This is a genomic window from Enterococcus ureilyticus, from assembly GCF_001730315.1.
GTDB classification, from domain to species: domain Bacteria; phylum Bacillota; class Bacilli; order Lactobacillales; family Enterococcaceae; genus Enterococcus_L; species Enterococcus_L ureilyticus.
In genome coordinates, this window is sequence record NZ_MIKC01000038.1 from 46,344 (window position 1) to 68,905 (window position 22,562).

The 22,562-nt window shown below is 36.2% G+C and carries 16 protein-coding genes; 5 read left to right on the forward strand and 11 right to left on the reverse strand.

The features are described from left to right. Window positions 1-277 precede the first annotated feature (277 nt). The 3 genes from BCR24_RS11775 to racE form a co-directional block, all read right to left on the reverse strand. Complete coding sequence (locus BCR24_RS11775; RefSeq protein ID WP_069640720.1) at window positions 278-793, reverse strand: metallophosphoesterase; 516 nt, start codon at window positions 791-793, stop codon at window positions 278-280. Between the two features lie 10 nt (window positions 794-803). Then, window positions 804-2,153 carry a ribonuclease PH gene (gene rph, locus BCR24_RS11780; RefSeq protein WP_069640721.1) on the reverse strand — a complete coding sequence of 450 codons (1,350 nt, stop codon included), beginning with the start codon at window positions 2,151-2,153 and terminating at the stop codon, window positions 804-806. Window positions 2,154-2,239: 86 nt separating this feature from the next. Next, window positions 2,240-3,064, reverse strand: coding sequence for a glutamate racemase (gene racE / locus BCR24_RS11785; RefSeq protein ID WP_276308289.1), 825 nt, complete (start codon window positions 3,062-3,064; stop codon window positions 2,240-2,242). Between the two features lie 457 nt (window positions 3,065-3,521). Here racE and BCR24_RS11790 point away from each other — a divergent pair, with 457 nt between their 5' ends. Genes BCR24_RS11790 through BCR24_RS11805 form a run of 4 tightly spaced genes read left to right on the forward strand, consistent with a single transcriptional unit; the run spans window position 3,522 to window position 6,516 of the window. Continuing rightward, complete coding sequence (locus tag BCR24_RS11790) at window positions 3,522-4,250, forward strand: amino acid ABC transporter ATP-binding protein (RefSeq protein ID WP_069640722.1); 729 nt, start codon at window positions 3,522-3,524, stop codon at window positions 4,248-4,250. Window positions 4,251-4,291: 41 nt separating this feature from the next. After that, a complete protein-coding gene (locus tag BCR24_RS11795; RefSeq protein WP_069640723.1) occupies window positions 4,292-5,101 on the forward strand; it encodes a transporter substrate-binding domain-containing protein in 810 nt (269 codons plus the stop codon). Between the two features lie 47 nt (window positions 5,102-5,148). Then, window positions 5,149-5,847, forward strand: coding sequence for an amino acid ABC transporter permease (locus BCR24_RS11800; RefSeq protein WP_069640724.1), 699 nt, complete (start codon window positions 5,149-5,151; stop codon window positions 5,845-5,847). 30 nt (window positions 5,848-5,877) lie between these two features. Further along, on the forward strand, window positions 5,878-6,516 hold the full coding sequence (locus tag BCR24_RS11805; protein ID WP_069640876.1) for an amino acid ABC transporter permease: 639 nt from the start codon (window positions 5,878-5,880) through the stop codon (window positions 6,514-6,516). Between the two features lie 56 nt (window positions 6,517-6,572). Here BCR24_RS11805 and pheT read toward each other — a convergent pair whose 3' ends face one another. The 6 genes from pheT to lepB form a co-directional block, all read right to left on the reverse strand. Then, complete coding sequence (pheT, locus tag BCR24_RS11810) at window positions 6,573-8,996, reverse strand: phenylalanine--tRNA ligase subunit beta (protein ID WP_069640725.1); 2,424 nt, start codon at window positions 8,994-8,996, stop codon at window positions 6,573-6,575. Between the two features lie 6 nt (window positions 8,997-9,002). Continuing rightward, the gene (gene pheS / locus BCR24_RS11815) at window positions 9,003-10,049 is read right to left on the reverse strand and encodes a phenylalanine--tRNA ligase subunit alpha (RefSeq protein WP_069640726.1); all 1,047 of its coding nucleotides are present in this window, start codon (window positions 10,047-10,049) and stop codon (window positions 9,003-9,005) included. 333 nt (window positions 10,050-10,382) lie between these two features. Beyond that, window positions 10,383-10,727, reverse strand: a complete 345-nt coding sequence (locus BCR24_RS11820; RefSeq protein ID WP_069640727.1) for a winged helix-turn-helix transcriptional regulator — start codon at window positions 10,725-10,727, stop codon at window positions 10,383-10,385. A gap of 65 nt (window positions 10,728-10,792) precedes the next feature. Next, window positions 10,793-14,590, reverse strand: coding sequence for a helicase-exonuclease AddAB subunit AddA (addA, locus tag BCR24_RS11825; protein ID WP_069640728.1), 3,798 nt, complete (start codon window positions 14,588-14,590; stop codon window positions 10,793-10,795). Continuing rightward, window positions 14,583-18,161 (reverse strand): PD-(D/E)XK nuclease family protein, encoded by a 3,579-nt coding sequence (locus tag BCR24_RS11830; protein ID WP_069640729.1) that lies wholly within the window; start codon window positions 18,159-18,161, stop codon window positions 14,583-14,585. Before BCR24_RS11830 ends, addA begins: the two co-directional genes overlap by 8 nt. A 126-nt stretch (window positions 18,162-18,287) precedes the next feature. Further along, on the reverse strand, window positions 18,288-18,833 hold the full coding sequence (gene lepB / locus BCR24_RS11835; RefSeq protein WP_069640730.1) for a signal peptidase I: 546 nt from the start codon (window positions 18,831-18,833) through the stop codon (window positions 18,288-18,290). 291 nt (window positions 18,834-19,124) lie between these two features. On the opposite strand from lepB, the gene BCR24_RS11840 reads away from it, so the two are divergent. Continuing rightward, on the forward strand, window positions 19,125-19,475 hold the full coding sequence (locus BCR24_RS11840; RefSeq protein WP_069640731.1) for a hypothetical protein: 351 nt from the start codon (window positions 19,125-19,127) through the stop codon (window positions 19,473-19,475). A 105-nt stretch (window positions 19,476-19,580) separates the two neighbouring features. On the opposite strand, the gene BCR24_RS11845 is transcribed toward BCR24_RS11840, so the two are convergent. After that, complete coding sequence (locus BCR24_RS11845; protein WP_069640732.1) at window positions 19,581-20,930, reverse strand: glucose-6-phosphate isomerase; 1,350 nt, start codon at window positions 20,928-20,930, stop codon at window positions 19,581-19,583. Between the two features lie 227 nt (window positions 20,931-21,157). Beyond that, window positions 21,158-22,504 (reverse strand): NADP-specific glutamate dehydrogenase, encoded by a 1,347-nt coding sequence (gene gdhA / locus BCR24_RS11850; protein WP_069640733.1) that lies wholly within the window; start codon window positions 22,502-22,504, stop codon window positions 21,158-21,160. Window positions 22,505-22,562: the final 58 nt, after the last annotated feature.

The following is a 22,562-nucleotide window of genomic DNA, read 5'->3' on the forward strand; positions in this document are numbered from 1 at the left end:
ACATTAACCATTGTACCGAAAACGAATGCAAATGTCTTGGAATTCAAACTTTTTTCATAACTCTTAAAAAAAATTAAGGTTTGACCTTAGTTTCTTCACACTTAGTTTTTAACAACATTATCTAAAAATTGGTTGGCCTATAACTCTTTGAGTTAGTCCAATATTATGCGTATTTCAAATAAGAAGCAGAATTTCCAGCAATCTTCTAAAACCCACGTAATGCATTTTTGCATTGCGCGGGTTTTAGTCTAAACTCTCTTTAAAAAAACTTTTGAAACTATGATTTAGTAAATACAAAATGTAAGTCATTATATGGCTCGTGATTTCGACCATAATATTGAATAATCAACTGATTTTCTGTACTTTCAATGATCGCATAAGATTTCAATTGAATCATCCCTCTAGGTTGGCTGATGCTGCCTGGATTCAAATACAATACATTTGCTCGAATTTCACAGCCAATTTCATGTGTATGACCAAATAATACTATATTTGCCCCATGCTTTTCAGCTTGTAAAGCAAGAGAAGTCAATCCAGAGCGAACATTCGCCAAATGGCCATGGGTCATAAAAATAATGTCCAATCCAGTACGTTCTACGATTGAATCTGGAAACTCAGGATCATAATCACAATTTCCCTTTACAACAATGAAGTCTTTCCATAGTTCATCAGTAGGTTCCAATTCTGAATCACCGCAGTGAAACATTTTATCTACTTTTCCTTGATAGTTTTTTACTAAATCAACTAAAATATCACGATCACCATGATTATCACTTACAACTAGATATTTCATCCAAGACCTCCTAATTCTCCAACCAATTTTTCCATTCTTTTCTCAATTTTGCAACTGCTTTCCCGCGATGACTGATTTCATTTTTACGCTTATCTGATAGTTCAGCAGCTGTTTGTTTTTCTTCCGGAATGAAAAATAAGGGATCATAACCAAACCCGTGCTCACCACGAGGAATCGTCCCTATTTCCCCAGACCAGTCCCCTTCAACAACTAAACTTTCTTTGTTAGGCGCCGCAAAAACTAGGGTACAATGGAATGTTGCCGTTCGTTTGTCCTGCGGGATACCTGTCAATTCATGCAGCAGTTTAGCATTATTTGCAGCGTTATTCGTTGGTTCACCTGCAAAACGAGCTGAAAATATTCCTGGCATACCATCTAAAGCATCAACAATCAAACCAGAATCATCGGCTAAAACAGGTTGTTTTAAGATAGCTGCAATCGTCTCAGCCTTTAGGCGAGCATTTTCTTCAAAGGTTTTGCCAGTTTCCTCTACATCCGGAAGTTTGGGATAATCCAACAAAGTTTTAACCTGATAGCCCTTTTCAGCAAAAATTTTCGTAAATTCTTTTGCTTTGCCTGGATTTCTTGTAGCTATAACAATGGTGTTTTCTTCTGTACCATTCGTTATTTCAGGCGATTGGCTCATCAGGGCTTCTTTTTGATAGGAAATTAAATGTTCGATTCCTGTTTTCCCATAGAATAATAATGAATTTAGCTCATCACCAGAAAAAGTTGACTCTTCTCCAGTTCCTTGAACCTCAACAAAATTACCCGATTCAGTCATCACTAAATTCATATCCACTGCCGCAGCAGAGTCTTCTACATAATCCAGATCAAGCACACAATTTCCCTCATTTAGAATACCTGCACTTACAGCAGCTAGATATTCTTTGATGGGATTCTCTTGCAAGACCCCTGTATTTAATAGCTTATCTACGGCGAGTTTCATTGCTACAAAAGCGCCTGTGATGCTTGCTGTTCGTGTTCCTCCATCAGCTTGAACAACGTCACAATCGACTACGATACTTCGTTCTCCTAGCTTTTGCAAATCAATCACAGCTCTTAAAGAACGGCCAATCAATCGTTGAATTTCCATTGTCCGACCAGTTAGTTTTCCTTTTGCACTTTCTCGGATATTACGCGTATTCGTAGCTCTTGGCAACATACTATATTCCGCAGTCACCCAACCTGTCCCTTCACCTCTTAGAAAGGGCGGAACCTTTTCTTCTACAGTTGCAGAGCAAATCACCTTGGTGTCCCCAAAAGATATAACAACCGAGCCTTCCGGGTGCTTATAAACATTTGTTTCTATTGTGATTTTTCTTAATTCTTTTGCTTGTCTTCCGTCGTGTCTGATCATGCATAACGCCTCCTAAATTTGAAAAATGTATGACTTTGTCTGGTATTGTTCTGAAAATAAAAACAGGAACAATTATTTTCATCCTATTAATCCTCAAAAGGAGATAGTTTAATTTGTTGAACATTGATTGCTTCTTGTTTTAACCAATCATCTGCTATTGCCTTAAACATTTTTGCTGATCCTGTTGTAAAAAAATCGTTTGGTTCATTTTTGAATTGCGGACTATTTGCAATGTCAAAATAATCTAATAACATACTAACTTCACTTACTGTTTCAGCACCAGAGTCAATTAATTTTACTTTACTTCCCATTACATTTTGAATCAACGGTCGTAGTATCGGATAGTGGGTACAGCCTAAAATCAATGTATCTAATTTCTTCAATTGAAGCTGACCTAAGGTTTCCGATACGACTTTTTTTGCCACAGACGAATGTGACTCATTACTTTCAACGATCGGAACAAATTTAGGACAAGCTAAGCTTGTTATAATTGTGTTTGGGGCTTTTCTTTTGAGTGCCGCTTCATATGCATGACTCTTAATCGTCCCTGCTGTTCCGATGACACCAATCCGATTATTTTCCGTAGCTTTTAAAGCCGCTCTAGTCCCTGGTAAAATGACACCCACTACAGGAATATCTAATTTTGCTTTGATTTCATCTAACGCAACAGCTGTCGCTGTATTACAAGCGATTACTAACATTTTAATATTTTTTTCTAAAAGAAAGTGAGTCATCTCCCATGTAAATTGAATGACTTGTTCACCTGGTCTTGGTCCATAGGGACATCTTGCTGTATCCCCAAGATAAATCAATCGTTCGTTCGGCAATTGCCTTAATGCCTCTTTTATCACCGTAAGTCCACCGACTCCGGAATCTATAAAACCTATTGCTTCATGATTACTCAAATCAATCAAACCTTTACAGTATTTTTTCAACACTCTTATTTTCTACTTTTTACTACTTTATTTCAAGTTTTATTGTCGTACTTCTTCTATTATAACATTTTTTGTTAAAAGTTTTCTTATGTTAGAACCTCTATTATTGTGCTTTTTTGCTCCTTGCTAAAAAAAAACTAGTATTCTCTTTTTTCATATGTTATAATTTCTAACATTAACAAACGAATAGATTTATGATGAATAGATTAAATATAAAAGAAAACTGTTTTTATAAAAAGACAATGTGAAATGGAATGATATTGCTATTAAAGGTTATTATATATATGTATAATTTCTTAAAAAGACTCTTTCTATTTTCTCAGTTTAAATCAATGCTAGTGATTTTTTAATTTTTGATCTATCCTTCCACCTACTCACCAATCTACATTCATTGAATATGATGTGATAATTTTATACATAAAGGAGAATGACTATGATTTCGTTGGACCATGTTAATAAGTTTTTTGGGGATCATCATGTATTAAAAGATGTTTCCTTAAACGTCAACGAAGGAGAAAAGATTGTAATCATCGGACCTTCCGGTTCCGGTAAAAGCACTTTGATCCGCTGTATCAATCGTTTAGAAAAGGTCAGTGACGGCCACATATTGGTAGACGGTATCGATATTACCGAACCCAAAGCCCCCGTCCAAAAAGTTAGGCAGAAAGTTGCTATGGTTTTTCAAAGTTTCAATTTATACGCACACAAAACAATCATTCAAAATTTGACTCTTGCACCCATAAAGGTCAAAGGAGTCAGTAAAGAAGAAGCAACCAAAACAGGTATGGAGTACTTAGAACGAGTCGGTTTAGCTGACAAAGCCAATGCCTATCCTGCTCAATTATCAGGTGGCCAACAACAACGCGTGGCGATTGCAAGAGCTTTGAATATGCATCCAGAAATCATTCTTTTTGACGAACCCACCTCAGCACTTGATCCAGAAATGATTCAAGAAGTATTAGACGTGATGGTCGATTTGTCCAAACAAAACATTACGATGATTTGCGTTACTCACGAAATGGGTTTCGCACGTCAAGTAGCTGACAAAGTTATTTTTATGGATGATGGGCAAATCATTGAAACGGGAACTCCCGAACATTTCTTTACCAATACTAAAAATGAACGCGCTAAAGAGTTTTTAAGTAAGATTATCCATAATTGATTTTTTAAATAGAACAAAACATTACTGAGGAGGAATTTTAAATGAAAAAAACAAAAAAATTATTAGGTGCCTTATCCCTTGCTTTGTTACTCGGTTTAATCGTCGGCTGTGGTGGTAGTGAAGACAAAAAAACGACAGCTTCTGGAACTGATCTTCAAAAAATCAAAGATGCTGGTGTAATTAAAGTTGGTGTTAAAGAAGACGTGCCCAATTTTGGCTATATGAATCCTGATACGAATAAAAATGAAGGGATGGAACCCGACATCGCTCGCTTAATTGCAAAAGAACTAACTGGTAGTGAAGATAATGTAGAGTTTGTCGGTGTAACTGCAAAAACTCGTGGTCCTTTACTGGATAATGGCGAGCTTGATATGGTCATTGCTACATTTACCATTACTGACGAAAGAAAAGAAACCTATAATTTCACCACTCCATATTATAAAGATGAAGTTGGTTTCCTAGTACGAAAAGATGACAAATTCACAGATACCGCAAGTTTAGACGGAAAAACAATCGGCGTTGTTCAATCAGCAACGACAAAAGAAGCCATTGAAAAACAAGCGAAAGAATTAGGTGTCACGTTTAAATACCAAGAACTAGGCTCTTATCCTGAGTTAAAAACAGCCTTAACGTCAAAAAGAATTGATGCGTTTTCAGTGGATAAATCGATTTTAACTGGTTATGTCGATGACAGTACAGAAATTCTTAAAGATGGTTTTTCACCGCAAGAATATGGCATTACTACAAAGAAGGCAAACACAGAACTAAATGAGCAATTAAACAAGTCCATTGAAAAATGGAAACAAGATGGTACTTTAGATAAAATTTACAAAACGTGGAATCTAGACTAACTCTTCTCGTTTCTATGTTATTTTGTTAAGGATTGGGAGGAAACTATATGTTCATTATAGCGAATGCAGGACCTTTTGCACTCTATCGCTGGGAAGCATTATTCAAAGATTGGCGATTATTTGCTGATGCTTTCCTATACACCATTTTATTGGCGATCGGTTCATTGATCGTTGCGATGCTATTAGGTATCTTTTTTGGTAGCTTATCAACAATGCATAATAAACTATTAAATTTAATTAGTCGGATTTACGTGGAATTTTTTCAAAATACCCCTTTATTAATTCAGTTCATCGTTGTCTATTATGGCTTTCCGTTAATTAGTCCGATGCTGACTTTTTCAACGACTACTATTGCAATTATTTGTGTTGGTCTTTATCATGGCGCTTATATTTCTGAGGTCGTGCGTTCTGGTATTGGCGCTGTTCCTAAAGGACAATTTGAAGCCGCTTATTCTCAAGGTTTTTCTTACGGCAAAACAATGCGTTATGTTGTATTACCTCAAGCATGGCGGATCATGTTACCACCATTGACCAACCAAATTGTAAACTTGATCAAAAATACATCCACTGTGGCCATTATCTCAGGAGCAGATGTGATGTTTACAGCAAATAGTTGGTCTTCCATTAATTTAAATTATATCCCAGCCTTTGCAGTAGCAGGATTTCTTTACTTTATCCTGTGCTTTCCTTTGGCTAACTTCGCTCGAAAATTGGAAGAAAATAATAAAAAAGCTTATACCAGATAGGAGGTTCGCAAAATGTCTTTCTCAGACCAAATGAGTCAACTTCTGACCGGCAATAATTTGCGCTTTTTATTTGATGGTTTGAAGCTTACTCTTTATATTTCTTTTGTATCAATTGTTCTAAGTACAATTTTTGGAACAGTATTAGCTGTTTTAAGAAATCAAAAATCAGGTCCTTTAAAATTTTTAGCTAGTTTATATATCGAAATCGTGCGGAATATTCCTAACTTATTGTGGATTTATGTTATTTTTTTGATTTTCAAAATAAAGTCTACTCCCGCAGGGATTGTTAGTTTCACCGTTTTCACTACTGCAGCATTAGCGGAAATCATTCGTGGCGGTTTAAATGGTGTTGATAAAGGACAAAAAGAAGCTGCTCGTTCGCAAGGATTTAGTAATTTCCAAATTCTTCTGTATATTGTTTTACCACAAGCGATTCGAAATGTGTTACCGTCAATTGTTTCTCAATTTGTGACAGTAATTAAAGATACTAGCTTCTTATATTCTGTTATTGCTTTGCAAGAATTATTTGGGAAATCCTATATCTTAATGGGACGTTATGCTCAAACTGGACAGGTTTTTGCAATTTACGGTTTAGTTGCTCTAATGTATTTTGTCATTAATTTTTCCATTTCGCAATTTTCCAGATGGTTATCCCGAAACTGGGCATAATCAATTGATAGATAAAGAAAGAAGCCAAGCTATTTTTAGTTTGGCTTCTTTTTCTGTTATCTAATTATTACGTTAAATGCTTCAACTAAGGCTTTCTCAACTTTTTCCATCGATTGATTGATCTCTTCATCCACTAATGTCGCTTCAGGATTTACAAAAGTCAAACTATAAGCCATTGATTTTTTCCCTTCGGCAATGTTATCTCCTTGATAAACATCAAACAAATGGACAGTCTGTAAGAATTTTCCAGCGTGTTTTGAAATCGTTCCAATTAATTCTTGACTTGTTACCGATTCATCTACAAGTAAGGCAATGTCTCTTGAAACTACTGGGAATTTTGAAATTTGTTGATAAACAAATGCATCATTTTCAGCTTCAACAATTGCCTGAAGATTCAATTCAGCAACATACGTTTCTGGTACTTCGTATTCTTTTGCAACTGTCGGATGAACTTGTCCAACAAACCCGATGATCGTCTCATTAAGTTTTATCAACGCTGTTCTTCCAGGATGCATCTCTGGGTTTGCTTTTGTCGCCTCATAAGAGATTTCATCTGCAAGCCCAACAGAATCGAATAAAACTTCCAGCATTCCTTTGATTGTATAAAAATCAACAGGAGTTTCTTTCGTTTCCCAATCCTTGACTTCTCGATTTCCAGTTAAAATAATCCCTAAATGGTTTTCTTCATAAGGTAAGTCTTTCTTAGGATCATTGTCTTGATAAAACACGCGTCCGTTTTCATAAAGAGCAATATTTGTATTTTTACGCGCCACATTATAAGCAACATCATCTAATAAACCTGAAATAAGATTCATTCGTAAAACTGAACGGTCTTCACTCATTGGCCATTGTAGACTTGTCGTTAGACTTTCTCTCATCATGAATTGACGAGATTTTTTCTCTGTTGTCAAAGCATAGCTGATTGCCTCACTAGCACCTGTGCCTTCTAATAAACTTTTGATTTTTCGAACCAACAGTTGTCTACTAGTTAAACTTCCTGCCACAGTTTCACCTTTTGGTAGTGTTGAGGGTAAATTATCATATCCATAGATTCTTGCTACTTCTTCGATTAAATCAGCTTCAATTGTAATATCCCAGCGTCTCGGCGGAACCGTTATAGTATATTTCCCTTGATCTAGTGTATAAGTAAAACCTAATGTATCGAATATTTCGCTAACAGCCGCTTCGTCTAAACTGGTCCCTAAATATTCATTGATACGTGGCACAGTCACACTTACAACAACCTCTTTAATCGTTAATTCAGAACCAATACTTCGACCAGAAACAACCGTTCCACCAGCCAATTTGGCAATCATTGCAGCAGCTACATCACCTGCCTCTCCAATTGTCGCATGATTGATTCCTTTTTCAAAACGACTAGAAGATTCACTACGTAAATTAAATTTTTTCGATGTTTTACGGACAGCTAGTGAATCAAACAAGGCTGATTCTAGAGCAACAGTTGTTGTCTCCTCTGTAATTTCTGAATCGGCACCACCCATAACGCCAGCCAAAGCAACAGGAACTGTTCCATTGGTAATGACAATATTTTCCTCAGAGATTTTTCTTGTTTCACCATCTAAAGTTACAAGTTCTTCTCCCGATTTTCCACGTCTTACTAGGATATTTTTGCTGTCTAATTTATCATAATCAAAAGCATGTAACGGTTGTCCAAAAAGTAACAGAATGTAGTTTGTTACATCAACAACATTATTGATTGGGCGAATCCCCTCATTCATCAAACGTGTTTGTAGCCAAAGAGGGCTTTCAGCAATTTTCACCCCTTTGATCACTCTGATTTGATAAGCGGGAACCTCTTTTTTATCTTCTACTTCTACAGAAATGTAATCAGCTGCACTTTCATTAGTATCTTCTTTTAAGACCTCGTCATTAAAATCAGGTGTTTGTCGATAAATTGCGCCTACTTCATAAGCGACCCCACGCATACTTAAGGCATCAGCCCGATTTGGTGTGATCGATAACTCAATGATAGAATCATCCATATCAAGATAAGAAAAGACAGCATCACCATTGACAGCGTCGTTTGGCATATAATAAATTCCTTCAGAGTAAGCCTTAGGGATCACACTGTCAGAATAACCCAATTCTTGTAAAGAACAAATCATGCCATTAGAAACTTCACCGCGCATTTTTCCTTTTTTTATTTTTTGATTTCCAGTAATTCGTGAGCCAGGTAAGGCTACGATTACTTTAATACCAGCTTTTACATTCGGCGCACCACAAACGATTTGGGACAACTCTTCTTCCCCAATATCTACTTGGCAAATCGATAGATGATCTGAATTAGGATGTGGAATACATTCTTTCACTTCACCAACGACTATTTTTTTTAAGCCTTCCTCAGGTACTTCAACACCTTCAACTTCTATTCCAGTCAAAGACATTTGATCGGACAACTCTTTTGCAGAAATTTTTGAAAGATCTAAATATTCACTTAACCATTTATAAGAAACTAACATCGTCGACTACTCCTTTACCTTGAACTGATTTAAGAAACGTAGATCATTTTGATAGAAATGACGAATATCATTGACGCCATAACGTAACATAGCCACTCTATCTGGCCCTAAGCCAAAAGCAAAGCCAGTATATTCGGTTGGATCAATTCCTGACATTTGTAAAACATCAGGATGAACCATCCCAGCACCAAGAATCTCAATCCAACCTGTTTGCTTACAAACATTACACCCTGCTCCGCCACATTTGAAGCAACTAACGTCCACTTCAACGGAAGGTTCAGTAAATGGAAAATAACTTGGGCGCAGACGAATCTTACGGTCTTCACCAAACATTTTTTGCATCACAACTTCTAAGGTTCCTTTAAGATCGCCCATTGTAATATTTTTATCGATAACAAGCCCTTCGATTTGGTGGAATTGATGACTATGCGTGGCGTCATCAGTATCTCTGCGGAATACTTTCCCTGGAGAAATCATACGTAACGCACCTTTTGAAAAATCATGTTTTTCCATAGTTCTAGCTTGTACGGGTGACGTATGAGTTCGAATCAAAATCTCATCAGAAATGTAAAACGTATCTTGCATATCACGAGCTGGATGATCTTTTGGCAAGTTCATCCGTTCAAAATTATAATGATCAGATTCTACTTCATACCCTTCTATTACTTGATAGCCCATCCCAACAAAGATATCTTCGATTTCTTCCATAACTTGAGATAATACATGTCGTGTACCATGTACCATTTGTTTTCCTGGTAATGTTACATCAATTGTTTCATGCTCTAAAGCAGCGTTTAAAGCTTCAGACTCTAAAATTACTTTACGTGAGTCAATCGCTTCAGTTAATAAATCACGAATCTCGTTAGCGAAGCTTCCAACAATTGGTCGCTCCTCTGCTGAAAGATCTTTCATTCCTCTTAATACTTCTGTGATTGGCCCTTTTTTACCTAATATTTCTACTCTAATTTGGTTTAGTGCTTTAAGATCCGCAACATGTTCAATGTTTACTAAGGTTTCATCTCTTAGAGCTTCTAACTGAGCTTTTAATGTCATTTTTCTATTCCTTTCTTTGGCTTAATATTAGAATTGCTTACAACGGCTAGGTGAACTAAAAAAACGATAGCCCGCTCCTCTATCAAGGAACGAGCTATCGTGTTACCATCCTACTTCATGAAAAAAAATCATGCACTCAATTCTTATAACGGCTTTCACCGGTCTGAACCTCTAGAACAAACAAACTCCGGAAGTGAACTTCATTTTTCGAATACGTAACCTGTTTACAGTCTAAGACAGGTTTTCCCTTGTTCGTATCAACCAAACTACTCTTTTCCATCATCGCTTTTTATTATTCAATTGACTACAGTTTACAAGAAATCAAGTCTGAGGTCAACCGCATTCTTCAGCTGTGACCCATTTTTCTGCCCATTCTTGGATTTGTTCCATTGCTTGTTGTAGGTCTTTGCCCTTATTTGTGAGGAAATATTCTAGACGACTACTCTCGTCACAGCGCACTGCTTTCGAGATGATTCCTTCTGCCTCTAGTTCTTTCAAGCGTTCTACTAACACTCGATCACTAAGTTCAGGAATCTTCTGTCTTAACTCACCAAATCGTTGAGGGCCATTTTCCAACAAGACGTCAATAATCAAACCATTCCATTTTTTTCCTAAAATCGCAAAAGCTTTCTCAAATTTAGGACATAATAAAAAGTCGGTTGTTTTTACTTGCTCCATTTTCCTCACCTCATGCATTGAGTATAGCACACAACTTACAATTTGTAAGTAGATTTGCTTTTGTTTTAATTCATTTTTTCAATGATCTTTTCCTGATCCATATCAATGATGATCCCAGCAGATAATAAGACTAAAAAGACTTTGGTCACTTCTTTATTCGTCGCTTGAGCTAATGCTTTTCGATATAAATTGAGCTGACCACGGTAACGTTGAATAATTTTTTTGATTTCTTGGGTATTTTCACTATCTTGAACAAAGTCCGTTTTGTAATCATAAAGTATACAATTTTCCTCTTGTTCAATATACCCGTCTATCATACCATGAATCAATAAATCATCTTGTGTTTCTTTTGGATAGTCTTTGATTAGTTCCTCTGCTTTTAACAACATTGAAAAAGGTTGCTCTCGTACTACTTGTGCTGATTGTTCTAGCAATTGCTTTCCTAAAGTTGTTTGATAAAATGATAGAACTTGATCGATATTGATTTGCTTTGCTACATTTTCTTGAATAATATTCGTTTGAATCAATTCTTCGATCAATTGAAGAATGCTGTTTTTCGTTGGTACCTTCTCTAAATCTAAGAGCTGTAATAGATAGTGTGTCGCAGTCCCAATTTCAACAGCAGATGGTTTGCGAATCGTCTCGATAAATCTCGGTTTTCCTAATTCACCATCACTCATTCGATGGATGATCATCGGTGTTGGCTGAATTTTATTTCTTTCATCGACCTCGATTTTCACAATTTCTTTATTATCAGGATCTTCAAATACACGCTTGATTTCTGATACTGACTGATAGTTTGTCGTTTGAGTTGACAGTTCATAAGGATAGGAAAAATTTAAGCGTTCTATTCCTTTTGCCAGTAATTTCGAATCATCATTTTTTATACTCTTTTCTATGCTTAAACTTGAATCCACAAATTGAAGCGTAGCAAATTGTTCCTGAATGATTTTTTCAGTCATAAAAATAATTGAAAAATTGGCTGGGTGTTGTGTAATTCCAGCAATCTTTTCAGTGATAAATTCCGTTTGGAACTCAGTCATTTTCTGGTGACGGATCAAACTCATCCCCACCCAATTCATTAGACTACTTTTTCCCTGCAAACGATTCTCACTTGGTAAAACTTTTGTTTGAACATCACTAACTTTGAGCCATTCTTTAAACGCCGCTTCCTGACTATTGTATGAACCAACGAGGTAAAGTTTTTGTTCTGCACGCGTCAACGCAACATATAATTTACGCATTTCCTCAGAAAGTAATTTTTTCAGCTTTGCTTGTTTGATAGCTAAAAATGGCAATGTTTCATAGAGCATTCGATCAATCTGATCGAGATAGCGGATGCCCACACCTAAACGATCATCAAAAATATAGCGTTCATTCAAATCTCCAAGATTAAACTCTTTCGTCATATCTAAAACGAATACCACTGGAAATTCCAACCCTTTACTAGCGTGAATCGTCATTACTCGAACAGCATCTTCCTCACTTAAAATCACAGGTTCAGCTAAGTCTTTATCTTTCTCCTGCATTTTTTCAATAAATCGGACAAATTGAAATAGTCCTCTGAAGCTTGTCTGTTCATAGCTGGCTGCTCTATCAACTAAAGCAAATAAATTAGCCTGTCTTTGCTTGCCTGCGGGCATCCCGCCCACATAATCTAAATACGCGGTTTCTTGATAAATAGCCCAAATCAGGACAGCCAATTGATCTCTTCTAGCGATTTCTCGCCATTTATCCAATAGCGCAGCAAACTGAATTGTTTTATCTTGTAGTTTTTGCTGCTCTTTATCTGCAACTTTGGATTGATTAAATGTTAAAAATGCCTCATAGTAGGAACTCTTTTTCCCAGCTAAACGAATAGTCACAAGTTCATTTTCCTTTAACCCAACGATTGGCGATCTCAATACTGCGGCTAAGGGAATGTCTTGATACGGATTATCGATGATTTGCAGTAACGCAACCATCGTTTGAACTTCTGTCGCTTGGAAATAATTTTGAGCATCATTGACTTGAATCGGAATGCCCGCTAGTTTAAATATTTCTAAAATCGTTAGATTATTTTTCTTTGTTGGCGTCAATAATACAATGTCTTTATAAGTAAGAGGTCGATTTTCCTTGGTCGATTTATCATAGATCAAAAACTTTTGATCGATCAATTCTCTGATTTTTAAGGCAGTCATATATAACTCACCTTCTGTTTTATCTTCCATGATGACATGCGACTGGTCAAATTGAAGTGTTTGCTCAAGTTGCTCTGATTTTTTTTCATAAATCAACAGTTCAGTATCATAATTTTCAGCTTCTAAAAATTGATCAAAGCCATGAACTAACTGAGCCGCTTGGTCATAAGCAATTTGTCCTACTCGTTCATCCATTAATTGTTCAAAAATTAAATTTGTAAAGTCTAAAACATTTTTTCTAGAACGAAAATTCTCGGCTAAAACAATTCGTTTCCCCTCTTTATTTTGACCATACTGATTGTATTTTTCAATAAATAATGTTGGGTCAGCTAAACGAAATGAATAAATAGATTGTTTTACATCACCAACCATAAATAAATTGCCTTCTTCAGCGGAAGGTCTTCTTAACCAATAGAGAATGGTCTCTTGCAGTCGGTTGATGTCTTGGTATTCATCTACTAAAACTTCATCAAATTTAGTGCGATAATAATTTGACGCTTCTGTAGCAAGCCACTCACCTGCTTCTTTTTTTGCTAAAATAGCTAAAGTGAAATGCTCTAAATCATTGAAGTCAACTAGCCCTTTTTTTCGTTTCTGCTTGCTGTAACGTTCAATAAAAGCCTGACCTACTTTAGCCATTTCTTCCACGACAGGTAGAGAACGTTTTAAGATCTCTTTCATTTCTTCTGGTGACAATGTAAATAAATTCGTCAAGATATCATTTATCGCTTTTTTGTTTTGCTCACGTAAATTTTTCGCTTGTGCTGAGACCTCTTTTAGTTCTTCTACGCGGACAGTAGGATAGCGTTCAAATTTAACTGTTTTCGAGAGTTCAAATGCTGCTTCCAAATCATTATCAACTACTAAACTACTAAATGTTTCAGCGAATTCTTTTTCATTTCTTGCTAGATCAGCAATTTTTTCTAGTTTTTCTTCGCCTTCTGTTAATCGAATCATTTCTTGATAGCGATCGACACATCGCAATAAACTTTCCATGATTTGCGGTTTCAAATAGTCTTGAAATAAACTGGAGTTGCCCAATTGTCCCGATATACGATAACTATCAGCTAAATGTGTTAGCCACTCTTCTGGATCTGGATTAGCTCTAGCAAACTCATAAAGCGAAAAGATCAGCCGAGTTAAGCCATCATCACTGCGATCGTTAGAAAAGTTACTGGTCAGTTGATAAAAAGCTTCTTCATTCTCACTGTAAAATTGCTCCCTAAGCTCATCCCAAACATCTTCTTTTAGCAGTAGCATTTCAGTCTCATCCGTTAATAAACGAAACACTGGATCCATTTCAATCAAATAATAAAAGCGCCGGATCACTGTTAAACAAAACGCATGTAATGTGCTGATATGCGCTGTAGGTAGTAACGTTAACTGGCGAATAAAATGTTGTTTTTTCTCTTGGTCACTTTCGTTAGTGATTGCTTTTTGTAAAGCGACTTGAATTCGTTCTTTCATTTCCTTCGCTGCTGCTTCTGTATAGGTTACGATCAATAAACGATCAATATCAACACCACTTTTAAGCTTTTCAATGACTCTTCGGACAAGAACCGTTGTCTTCCCAGAACCTGCAGAAGCAGAAACTAAAATATTTTCATCTCCGTCAAAAACAGCTTGCCATTGATTATCTGTAAATTGTTCATTCTCTGGACGTAACGGAATGATTTTACTCATCACCTGCTCCTCCTTCCTGTTCATTTTCAACCAAGCGATCCATCACTTCTTTTTTAGATAATGTTTCAATTCGATTATAGTTATTCTCTTTTAACATCACATCAAAATTACAAACACTTCTAAATGGGCAAAAACGACAAGCAATTCGCTCTTTCCCCTGATACGCTGGATTCAAATCAATTTCTCCACTCGTGACTTTGTTACCTGCTTCGATAAATTTACTACGATTATGGTTCAGTAACGCGTCTAGTTCAGGTTCTGTCACAAATTTATCTTCTTGACGACGTCCTGGTTTAATAATTTCTTTTGCCGATTCTTCAATTGGAAAGATCAATGAACTTTGTTTTGCCTGTAAACTTTTGTCTAGATTTTCAAGTAAAATCGGATCATTCAATAACAGACCGTCATACTGAAATTTCTTTAATAGCTGCTGTTCTTTTTTATCATTTGTCTCGAAGGGAAGAATCGGATTGTGAACATGTAGATAAAATGAACCAGCAGGCTTAGCAGGCTGACCAACTAAATTCACCGCATCCATCAAAGCCACATCCAAATACGTCAGCATCTGCATGGCTAGTCCATAATAAGCTTCTGTAATATTAAATTTTTTATGACTAGACTTATAATCGACTACGCCTAAATAAACAGATTCTGGTGTCACTAGCTGATCCAAACGATCTATTTTCCCTCTAACACTGATATTCCCACCATTTTTTAAAGGTAATTCCAGTCCTTTGATTCCTTTTTGACTAGCGATCTGCCCAAACAATACTTCGGTTTGAACAGCAGACATGCCGCTGCGTTCGCTTTGACGTCTCAAAGCCCAGCTAACTTTTTTGATCGTTTGCCCTAATTGATAGCGAATATAATTCATACGACTAGAAGAGTCTAGAATCGAAAATTTTATTTCACCAAAAACAACATTTAGGATCTGTTCCGTAAATTCACTGACTTCACGATCTGTCAATTCAGATAATTGTTTTTTTTGCATGATTAATAACTTAAAGAATTGATCCAGTGCTTCGTGGAAAAAATCACCTGTAGCAGCTGGAGATAATCCAAAAACATCTCTTTCTTTCAGCCCTAGACCAAAACGAGCAAAATATTGATATTGACAGCGATAAAAGCTTTCCATTCTTGACACAGAGGTATAGATTTGTTTGCCATATAAATCCTCTGCTAAAGAATCTGTTAAATTTTCTGGTAAATTTTGATGGCCTAAGCTTTCAAAAATATGTTGTGCCAATGATGCATAGGAGTGTTCCATTAATTCACGCTCTAACAGTAGCCATAATGGTCGTATGCCTTCATGCGTTTCCTTTTTTTGCCGCTTCAAATTGGTTAAATCACTGATCAACGTTCTGTAAGTTCCCACATGTTCTAAGGACGCCTGCTCATCATCTGTGATCATAAGTGCATTTTTCGACTGTATTTTCACTCCTAAGTCATTTTGAATATTCACTAAATAACTAGAAACCTTCACATCTTTAGAGGTATCTTTCACACTTGGATATGAGAAGTATAAACGTTCAGTCGCTGAAGCAAACATGATGTAGGCAATGAACGGTTCCTTGGCTATACTTTTTCGGGTATCATTCAGCAAGAATTGACCTTCCTCTAAATGACCATTGACGAATTGTCGCTCTTCATCTGAAAGTAATGTTTTATTATCAAACTTTTGTGGAAATACTTGGTCCGTTAAACCTATCACAAAAACAACTTTTGCTTGACCTGGCCTAGCTAAATCAATTGCTCTGACTTGAACCTGATCAATTGCTGTTGGTACTTTATTATACCGTAGCCCCTCTAAACCACTGGAAAAAATTTCTTCGAAAGTATCTAAGTCAAATAATTCGGCCCCATAGATCGTTACATACTCATCTAATAAGTTCATCAAAGCTTCCCAAGTTTGTTCATGGTTACGAGCAGCTTCTAATTGCCCACGTTCGATTGCTTGAGTACGCCACATCATCAATTGTTTTTCAACGCCATTACTTACTAAGAAACGATAAAAATAGTCAGCTGCTTCAATCCCCGTTTCAGCACTTTCAAGTTTCTTGAAAAAAGCAGGTATATGATTTTGAATCATCTGTCGAACAATATTCGCATCTTTTTCGATCAGCTCAGTATTGTCTTGTTGATCTGCCTCAAAATCATAGCGGATGAAATGCCAGTCCTTATCTGTTTCCCAATGATATCCTTCATAACCATAGGCTAGAACGACATTTTCTGTTACATCAATTTTACGCCGCCATTCATCTCGTTCCGTTTGCCATTCTTCTAGAGAGAGTTGATCGGCAATCGGGAAAAATAATTCTGTTCTTAGAAAACGCAAAACATCCCGATAACGATAGTGATAATTGTGGATTGAAAATACAGATTGAATAAACTCAACTAGTGGATGCTGCTCCATTGCCATATCACGATCTAAATAAACCGGAATCTCGTGGAGCGTAAATAGTGGTTCAATCAACGTTTCATAGCTATCCAATTCTCTTGTCAGCAACTGAATATCTTTATATCGATAATTTTCTTCAACTACTAATCTTCTAATTTCTTTTGCGATGTGATTGATTTCTTCTTTGGGATTTTCAGCACACCAAAATTGTAAATGCTCATCAGTTACTTGTGCTTGTCTTCTTTTCGGACGACTTTCTTGCGCTTCTATCCAATAGTTTCCAAGCGTTTGAAGACTGTTATCGGCAACTAAAAAATGATTCTTTTCTATATAATCAGGTAATATCGCTGTCGATGATTTTCTAGCTAATTGATACAGTTTGTGGTATGTCGTACCCGTTTCATAAAACAAATTCATCATCGTCGGTACTTCATTCGGATATTTTTTATCTACTACTAAAGATATCTTAACTTCTCCACCTCGACGCATCAACGTCTCGATCAACTTCAATTCTCTTGCTGAAAAATTATGATAGCCATTAATCACAAATAAAACATTACTAAGGTCTTTAGACTCTAAATATTCAGTTAAGTAATTAATGATCTCTGCAGACTTGATACCATATTGACTCATCATTACTTCAAATTTCGAAAATATTAATTTGATATCTTTGATTTTCAATTGTAAATCTTGCTCTTTACTATCAGAATTTGATCCTGATAACTGGCTAAATAGCTCCTCTAAATCAATATTTCCTTCTTTCATTTCTTGATATAAATCAAACAATTGTTGGATAAAACCAGATTTGTTAACTTCTCCACGGAAAACGTTCAACTCTTCCTCGTTTTCTGATAAAATCTTTCTAAAAACCATTGCCGCTCCAGCTTCGGTCAGAATCTCAGAGCTATAATACTGTGTATGTTGCAAATAATACCAAGCTAAACGATAAAAACTGAACACCTGAAAGCGCATGGTTGCTATCGAATCACTATGATTACTTTGGATATTTTTTAATCGCTTAAGTGCATTGATTTCTTGTTCGAATTTCATGTGGTTTGGGACTAAATAAAAAACTTCATGTTTGTCATCTGCCAATAACCACTTATTAGACGCTTGTAAAAGCTCTTCCTCTAAATCCATTTCAGCTGTTCCACGGATAAATTGTAAACTCACTTCTGTCACATCCTTTATAAATATCTCATACGCTTAGTTTATCATAAATCATTGTTGAATACGGCGCCCACCATCTAACAAAAAAACCCTCTTAATTAAAAGAGAGCTTTCTTAAATTATACTTTTTTAGATCGTTCCAAAGCGATCTAGCGGCCATAAAACAAATTTAACATCACCTAATATACTATCTTTACTGATAAAACCAATCATTCGGCCATCTTTAGAATTCCGACGATTATCGCCCATCACAAAATATTCGCCTTCTGGTACTTTAGTTTCACCTGTCACTTCATTCAATGTGAAATCAAACGTCAGAGGCATTCCATCCGTCACTTCATCTTTAAACTGGTCTAAATAAGGTTCTTTTACTTCTTTATCATTGATATATAAAACATCGTTTTTGTACTCAATTGTATCACCTGGTAACCCGATCACTCGTTTGATATAGTTTTTTTTAGGTTCATCTGGTGCTGGAAATGTGACAATATCAAACCGTTTGATTTCCGTATTTTTTAATGCAATCACTCGTTCACCATCAGCCAATGTTGGGTCCATCGAGTGACCTTTGACCACAACTGGGGTAAACACAAATTGTCTCAATAAAAATAGTAGTGCTGCTAATCCAATAAAAAATAAAATTGTATGTAATAACTCTTTAGATTTCAAATTCATTCCTCCAAAAACTTGCTTTCTATAGTTTACCACAAAGAAGTAAATTCCTACAGGATTCTTTTCTTTTTAAACAAACTTTTAAATCAACTTTTCGATAACCGAACTGATTTCTACCAAAATTAAAAATTAGGTAACAATCACTTTACTAGCTTCTATGTTTTTCCCTATACTTGATTTTATTCTCAAGTATATTCTAATTTTATTACTGATATCTATGAAAAATAGATGACTGAACAACCAAGATTTGATAAACTGAATAGAAGCAGGATTAATGAAGGAGGATCTACCCCCATGTTTATTACATTTGGCATGTTCATTGGTTTAATTATAGCAACAATCATTATGATTGTGTTGATTATTTATTTAACTTTTACAGGTAGTAAAAATAATAAATCACATCATAAGAACACTCATCAAGCTGAGGCAGAAGCAGAAGCTAAAGAACGTTTAGCTCAAAATAATAGAGCCATGTCACATCAGACTGATTACTTACATTCTGAAAACACGCCGTACCCAGATGAATTTAAGCAAGAAGAAGAAATCAATGATCCTTACCATCAAGAGCAAACTCAAGAAGAAACAATAGATGATGATTATTCATTAGATATTCTTCCTTACCCTAAAGATGATGACTTTAAGTGAAAGAGAATGATTAGATTTTCTAACTAAATAAAGGAGCCCTCAATTTTGAGAGCTCCTTTATTTCTTGTTTAATCAAAGATTGAGCACAATTCGTTAAATCCAATATTACAGACGTGCATTCAATTCTTTCGCTAAATCTTCAAAGCCAGGTTTACCAAGTAATGCAAACATGTTTTTCTTGTATGCTTCTACACCTTCTTGGTCAAATGGATTCACACCATTCAAATACCCAGAAATTCCCACAGCAATTTCAAAGAAGTACATCACATATCCTAATGAATAAGCATCCATCGCAGGTATTTTCACGATCATGTTTGGCACACCACCATCTGTATGTGCTAACAACGTTCCTTCAAATGCTTTGGTATTTACAAAGTCGATTTCTTTCCCTTGCAAATAGCCTAAACCATCTAAATCTTCTGCTAATTCAGGAATTGATACAACGTGACGCGGCGTTTCAACTTTCACAACAGTTTCAAATAAATTACGCATACCATCTTGAACATATTGTCCCATTGAATGTAAATCTGTTGAAAAATCGGCTGCTGCTGGGAAGATTCCTTTTTGGTCTTTTCCTTCTGATTCGCCGAATAATTGTTTCCACCATTCAGAGAAATAGTGCATTCCTGGTTCGTAGTTGATCAACATTTCAGTGGTTTTCCCTTTACGATATAAAATATTTCTTAATGCAGCATATTGATATGCTTGATTTTTGCTTAAATCAGTCGTTGCAGCATATTCTTTACGTGCATCATTGGCACCCGTCATTAGGGCATCAATATCTGCACCACTAACGGCGATTGGCAGTAAGCCAACTGGTGTTAGTACGGTAAAGCGTCCACCAACATCATCAGGGATCACAAAAGTTTCCCAACCTTCAGCGTCTGCTTCAACTTTAACAGCACCTTTGGCACGATCAGTAGTAGCATAAATACGCTTGTTCGCTTCTTTTTTACCATATTTCTTAATTAATAATTCTTTAAATACTCTAAATGCAATCGCAGGTTCAGTCGTTGTACCTGATTTAGAAATCACATTTACCGAGAAGTCACGCTCACCAATAACATTGATTAAATCAGCTAAATAAGTTGAGCTGATGCTATTTCCAGCGAAGAAAACTTGTGGTGCTTTTCTTTCTTCTGATGGTAATAGGTTATTAAATGAATGATGTAAAAATTCAATCGCTGCTCTTGCACCTAAGTAAGAACCGCCAATACCAATTACAACTAAAACTTCTGAATCAGATTGGATTTTTTCAGCCGCCTTTTTGATGCGGGCAAATTCGTCTTTATCATAATTTTCCGGTAGATCGATCCAACCAGTAAAGTCGCTTCCAGCTCCAGTTCCTTCTCTTAGTGCCTTGTCTACTGCAGTCACTTGAGTCTGCATGTATTCCAATTCATGATCCGCAATAAACGGTGTTAAATTGGAATAATCAAATTGAATGTGTGACATTCCTTCTCCTCCTTGAAATTAAACTTAATACAGTATCTACTTTACGTTCTTTTTATGCTTTTTTCAAGCAAATTATGACTGTCTGTACCAATTTTATTTTATTCCCCTTGAAATAAGGTATTTCTCATTCAAAATTGAAAGATGTCAAATAAAAAAGGGACTAGGACAATAACTCATTGAGTCAGACCTAGTCCCTTTTTAAATCTAAAACCGTTTTAAAAAGAGAATTAAACTAATCCTTGACTAAGCATTGCTTGAGCCACTTTTTCAAATCCTGCAATATTTGCTCCTAAGACAAAATTATTTGGTGCATCAAATTTAGTAGCCGTATCACGACAAGTTTCGTAAATATTTCTCATGATATCATCCAACATACTGTCTACTTTTTCAAATGACCAAGATAAACGCTCTGAATTCTGACTCATTTCTAAAGCAGAAACCGCAACGCCGCCTGCATTTGCTGCTTTACCTGGACAATAGAGAACGCCAGCTTTTTCGAGTACTGCAACGGCCTCCAACGTACAAGGCATATTCGCCCCTTCTGCTACGACTTTTCCACCATTTTTCACTAAAATTTCAGCTTGTTTTTCATTGATTTCATTTTGAGTTGCACAAGGCAGAGCAATATCATATGCTACTTCAAAGTCCCAGACAGATTGACCTTCATAATAAGTCGCATCTAAATGTGTCTCTACATATTTAGCAATACGTTCACGATTTTTTTCTTTCAGTTCTTTGACTAATTCAACATCGATTCCGTTTGGATCATAAACAAATCCACTTGAATCTGAACAAGTTAGAACTGTTGCGCCTAATTCTTTCGCCTTCTCCATTGCGTAGATTGAGACGTTCCCGCTACCTGATACCACAACTTTCTTGCCATCAAATGAATCGTCTGAATCTTTTAATAGATGTTTTACGAAGTACACACAGCCATAGCCAGTAGCTTCTGTACGAGCTTGACTACCCCAATACCCTAATGGTTTACCAGTTAATACACCTGCATCATAATTTCTCAAACGTTTGTACATGCCAAACAAATAACCGATTTCTCTAGCCCCAACACCGATATCACCCGCTGGTACATCTGTACTTGGCCCAATATGTTTCTGTAATTCGGTCATAAAGCTTTGACAAAAACGCATAACTTCAGCATCTGTTTTTCCTTTTGGATCAAAATCGCTACCGCCCTTGCCGCCGCCGATTGGCAGACCTGTCAAACTGTTTTTGAAAATTTGCTCAAATGCTAAAAATTTCATCACACTTAAATTCACGCTAGGGTGAAAACGCAAACCGCCTTTATAAGGTCCGATTGCAGAGTTATACTGCACACGATACCCACGATTAACTTGCCAATTACCTGCGTCATCTTGCCATGGCACTCTAAATTGTAAAATTCTTTCCGGCTCGATTAGGACTCCTAAAATATTGGCTTCAATGAATGCTGGATTTTCTTTCAAAAATACTTCAACCGTTGGTAAAAATTCGTCGACAGCTTGCAAGTATTCTACTTGCCCTCGATCATTCTCATGAATCTTCTTTTGAATCTCTTCCACGTACTGTTTTGCTTCCATCTAATCACCCTCTCATTGTTATAATCCTATTTTAACCTAAATTCAGAAAATTTCCACA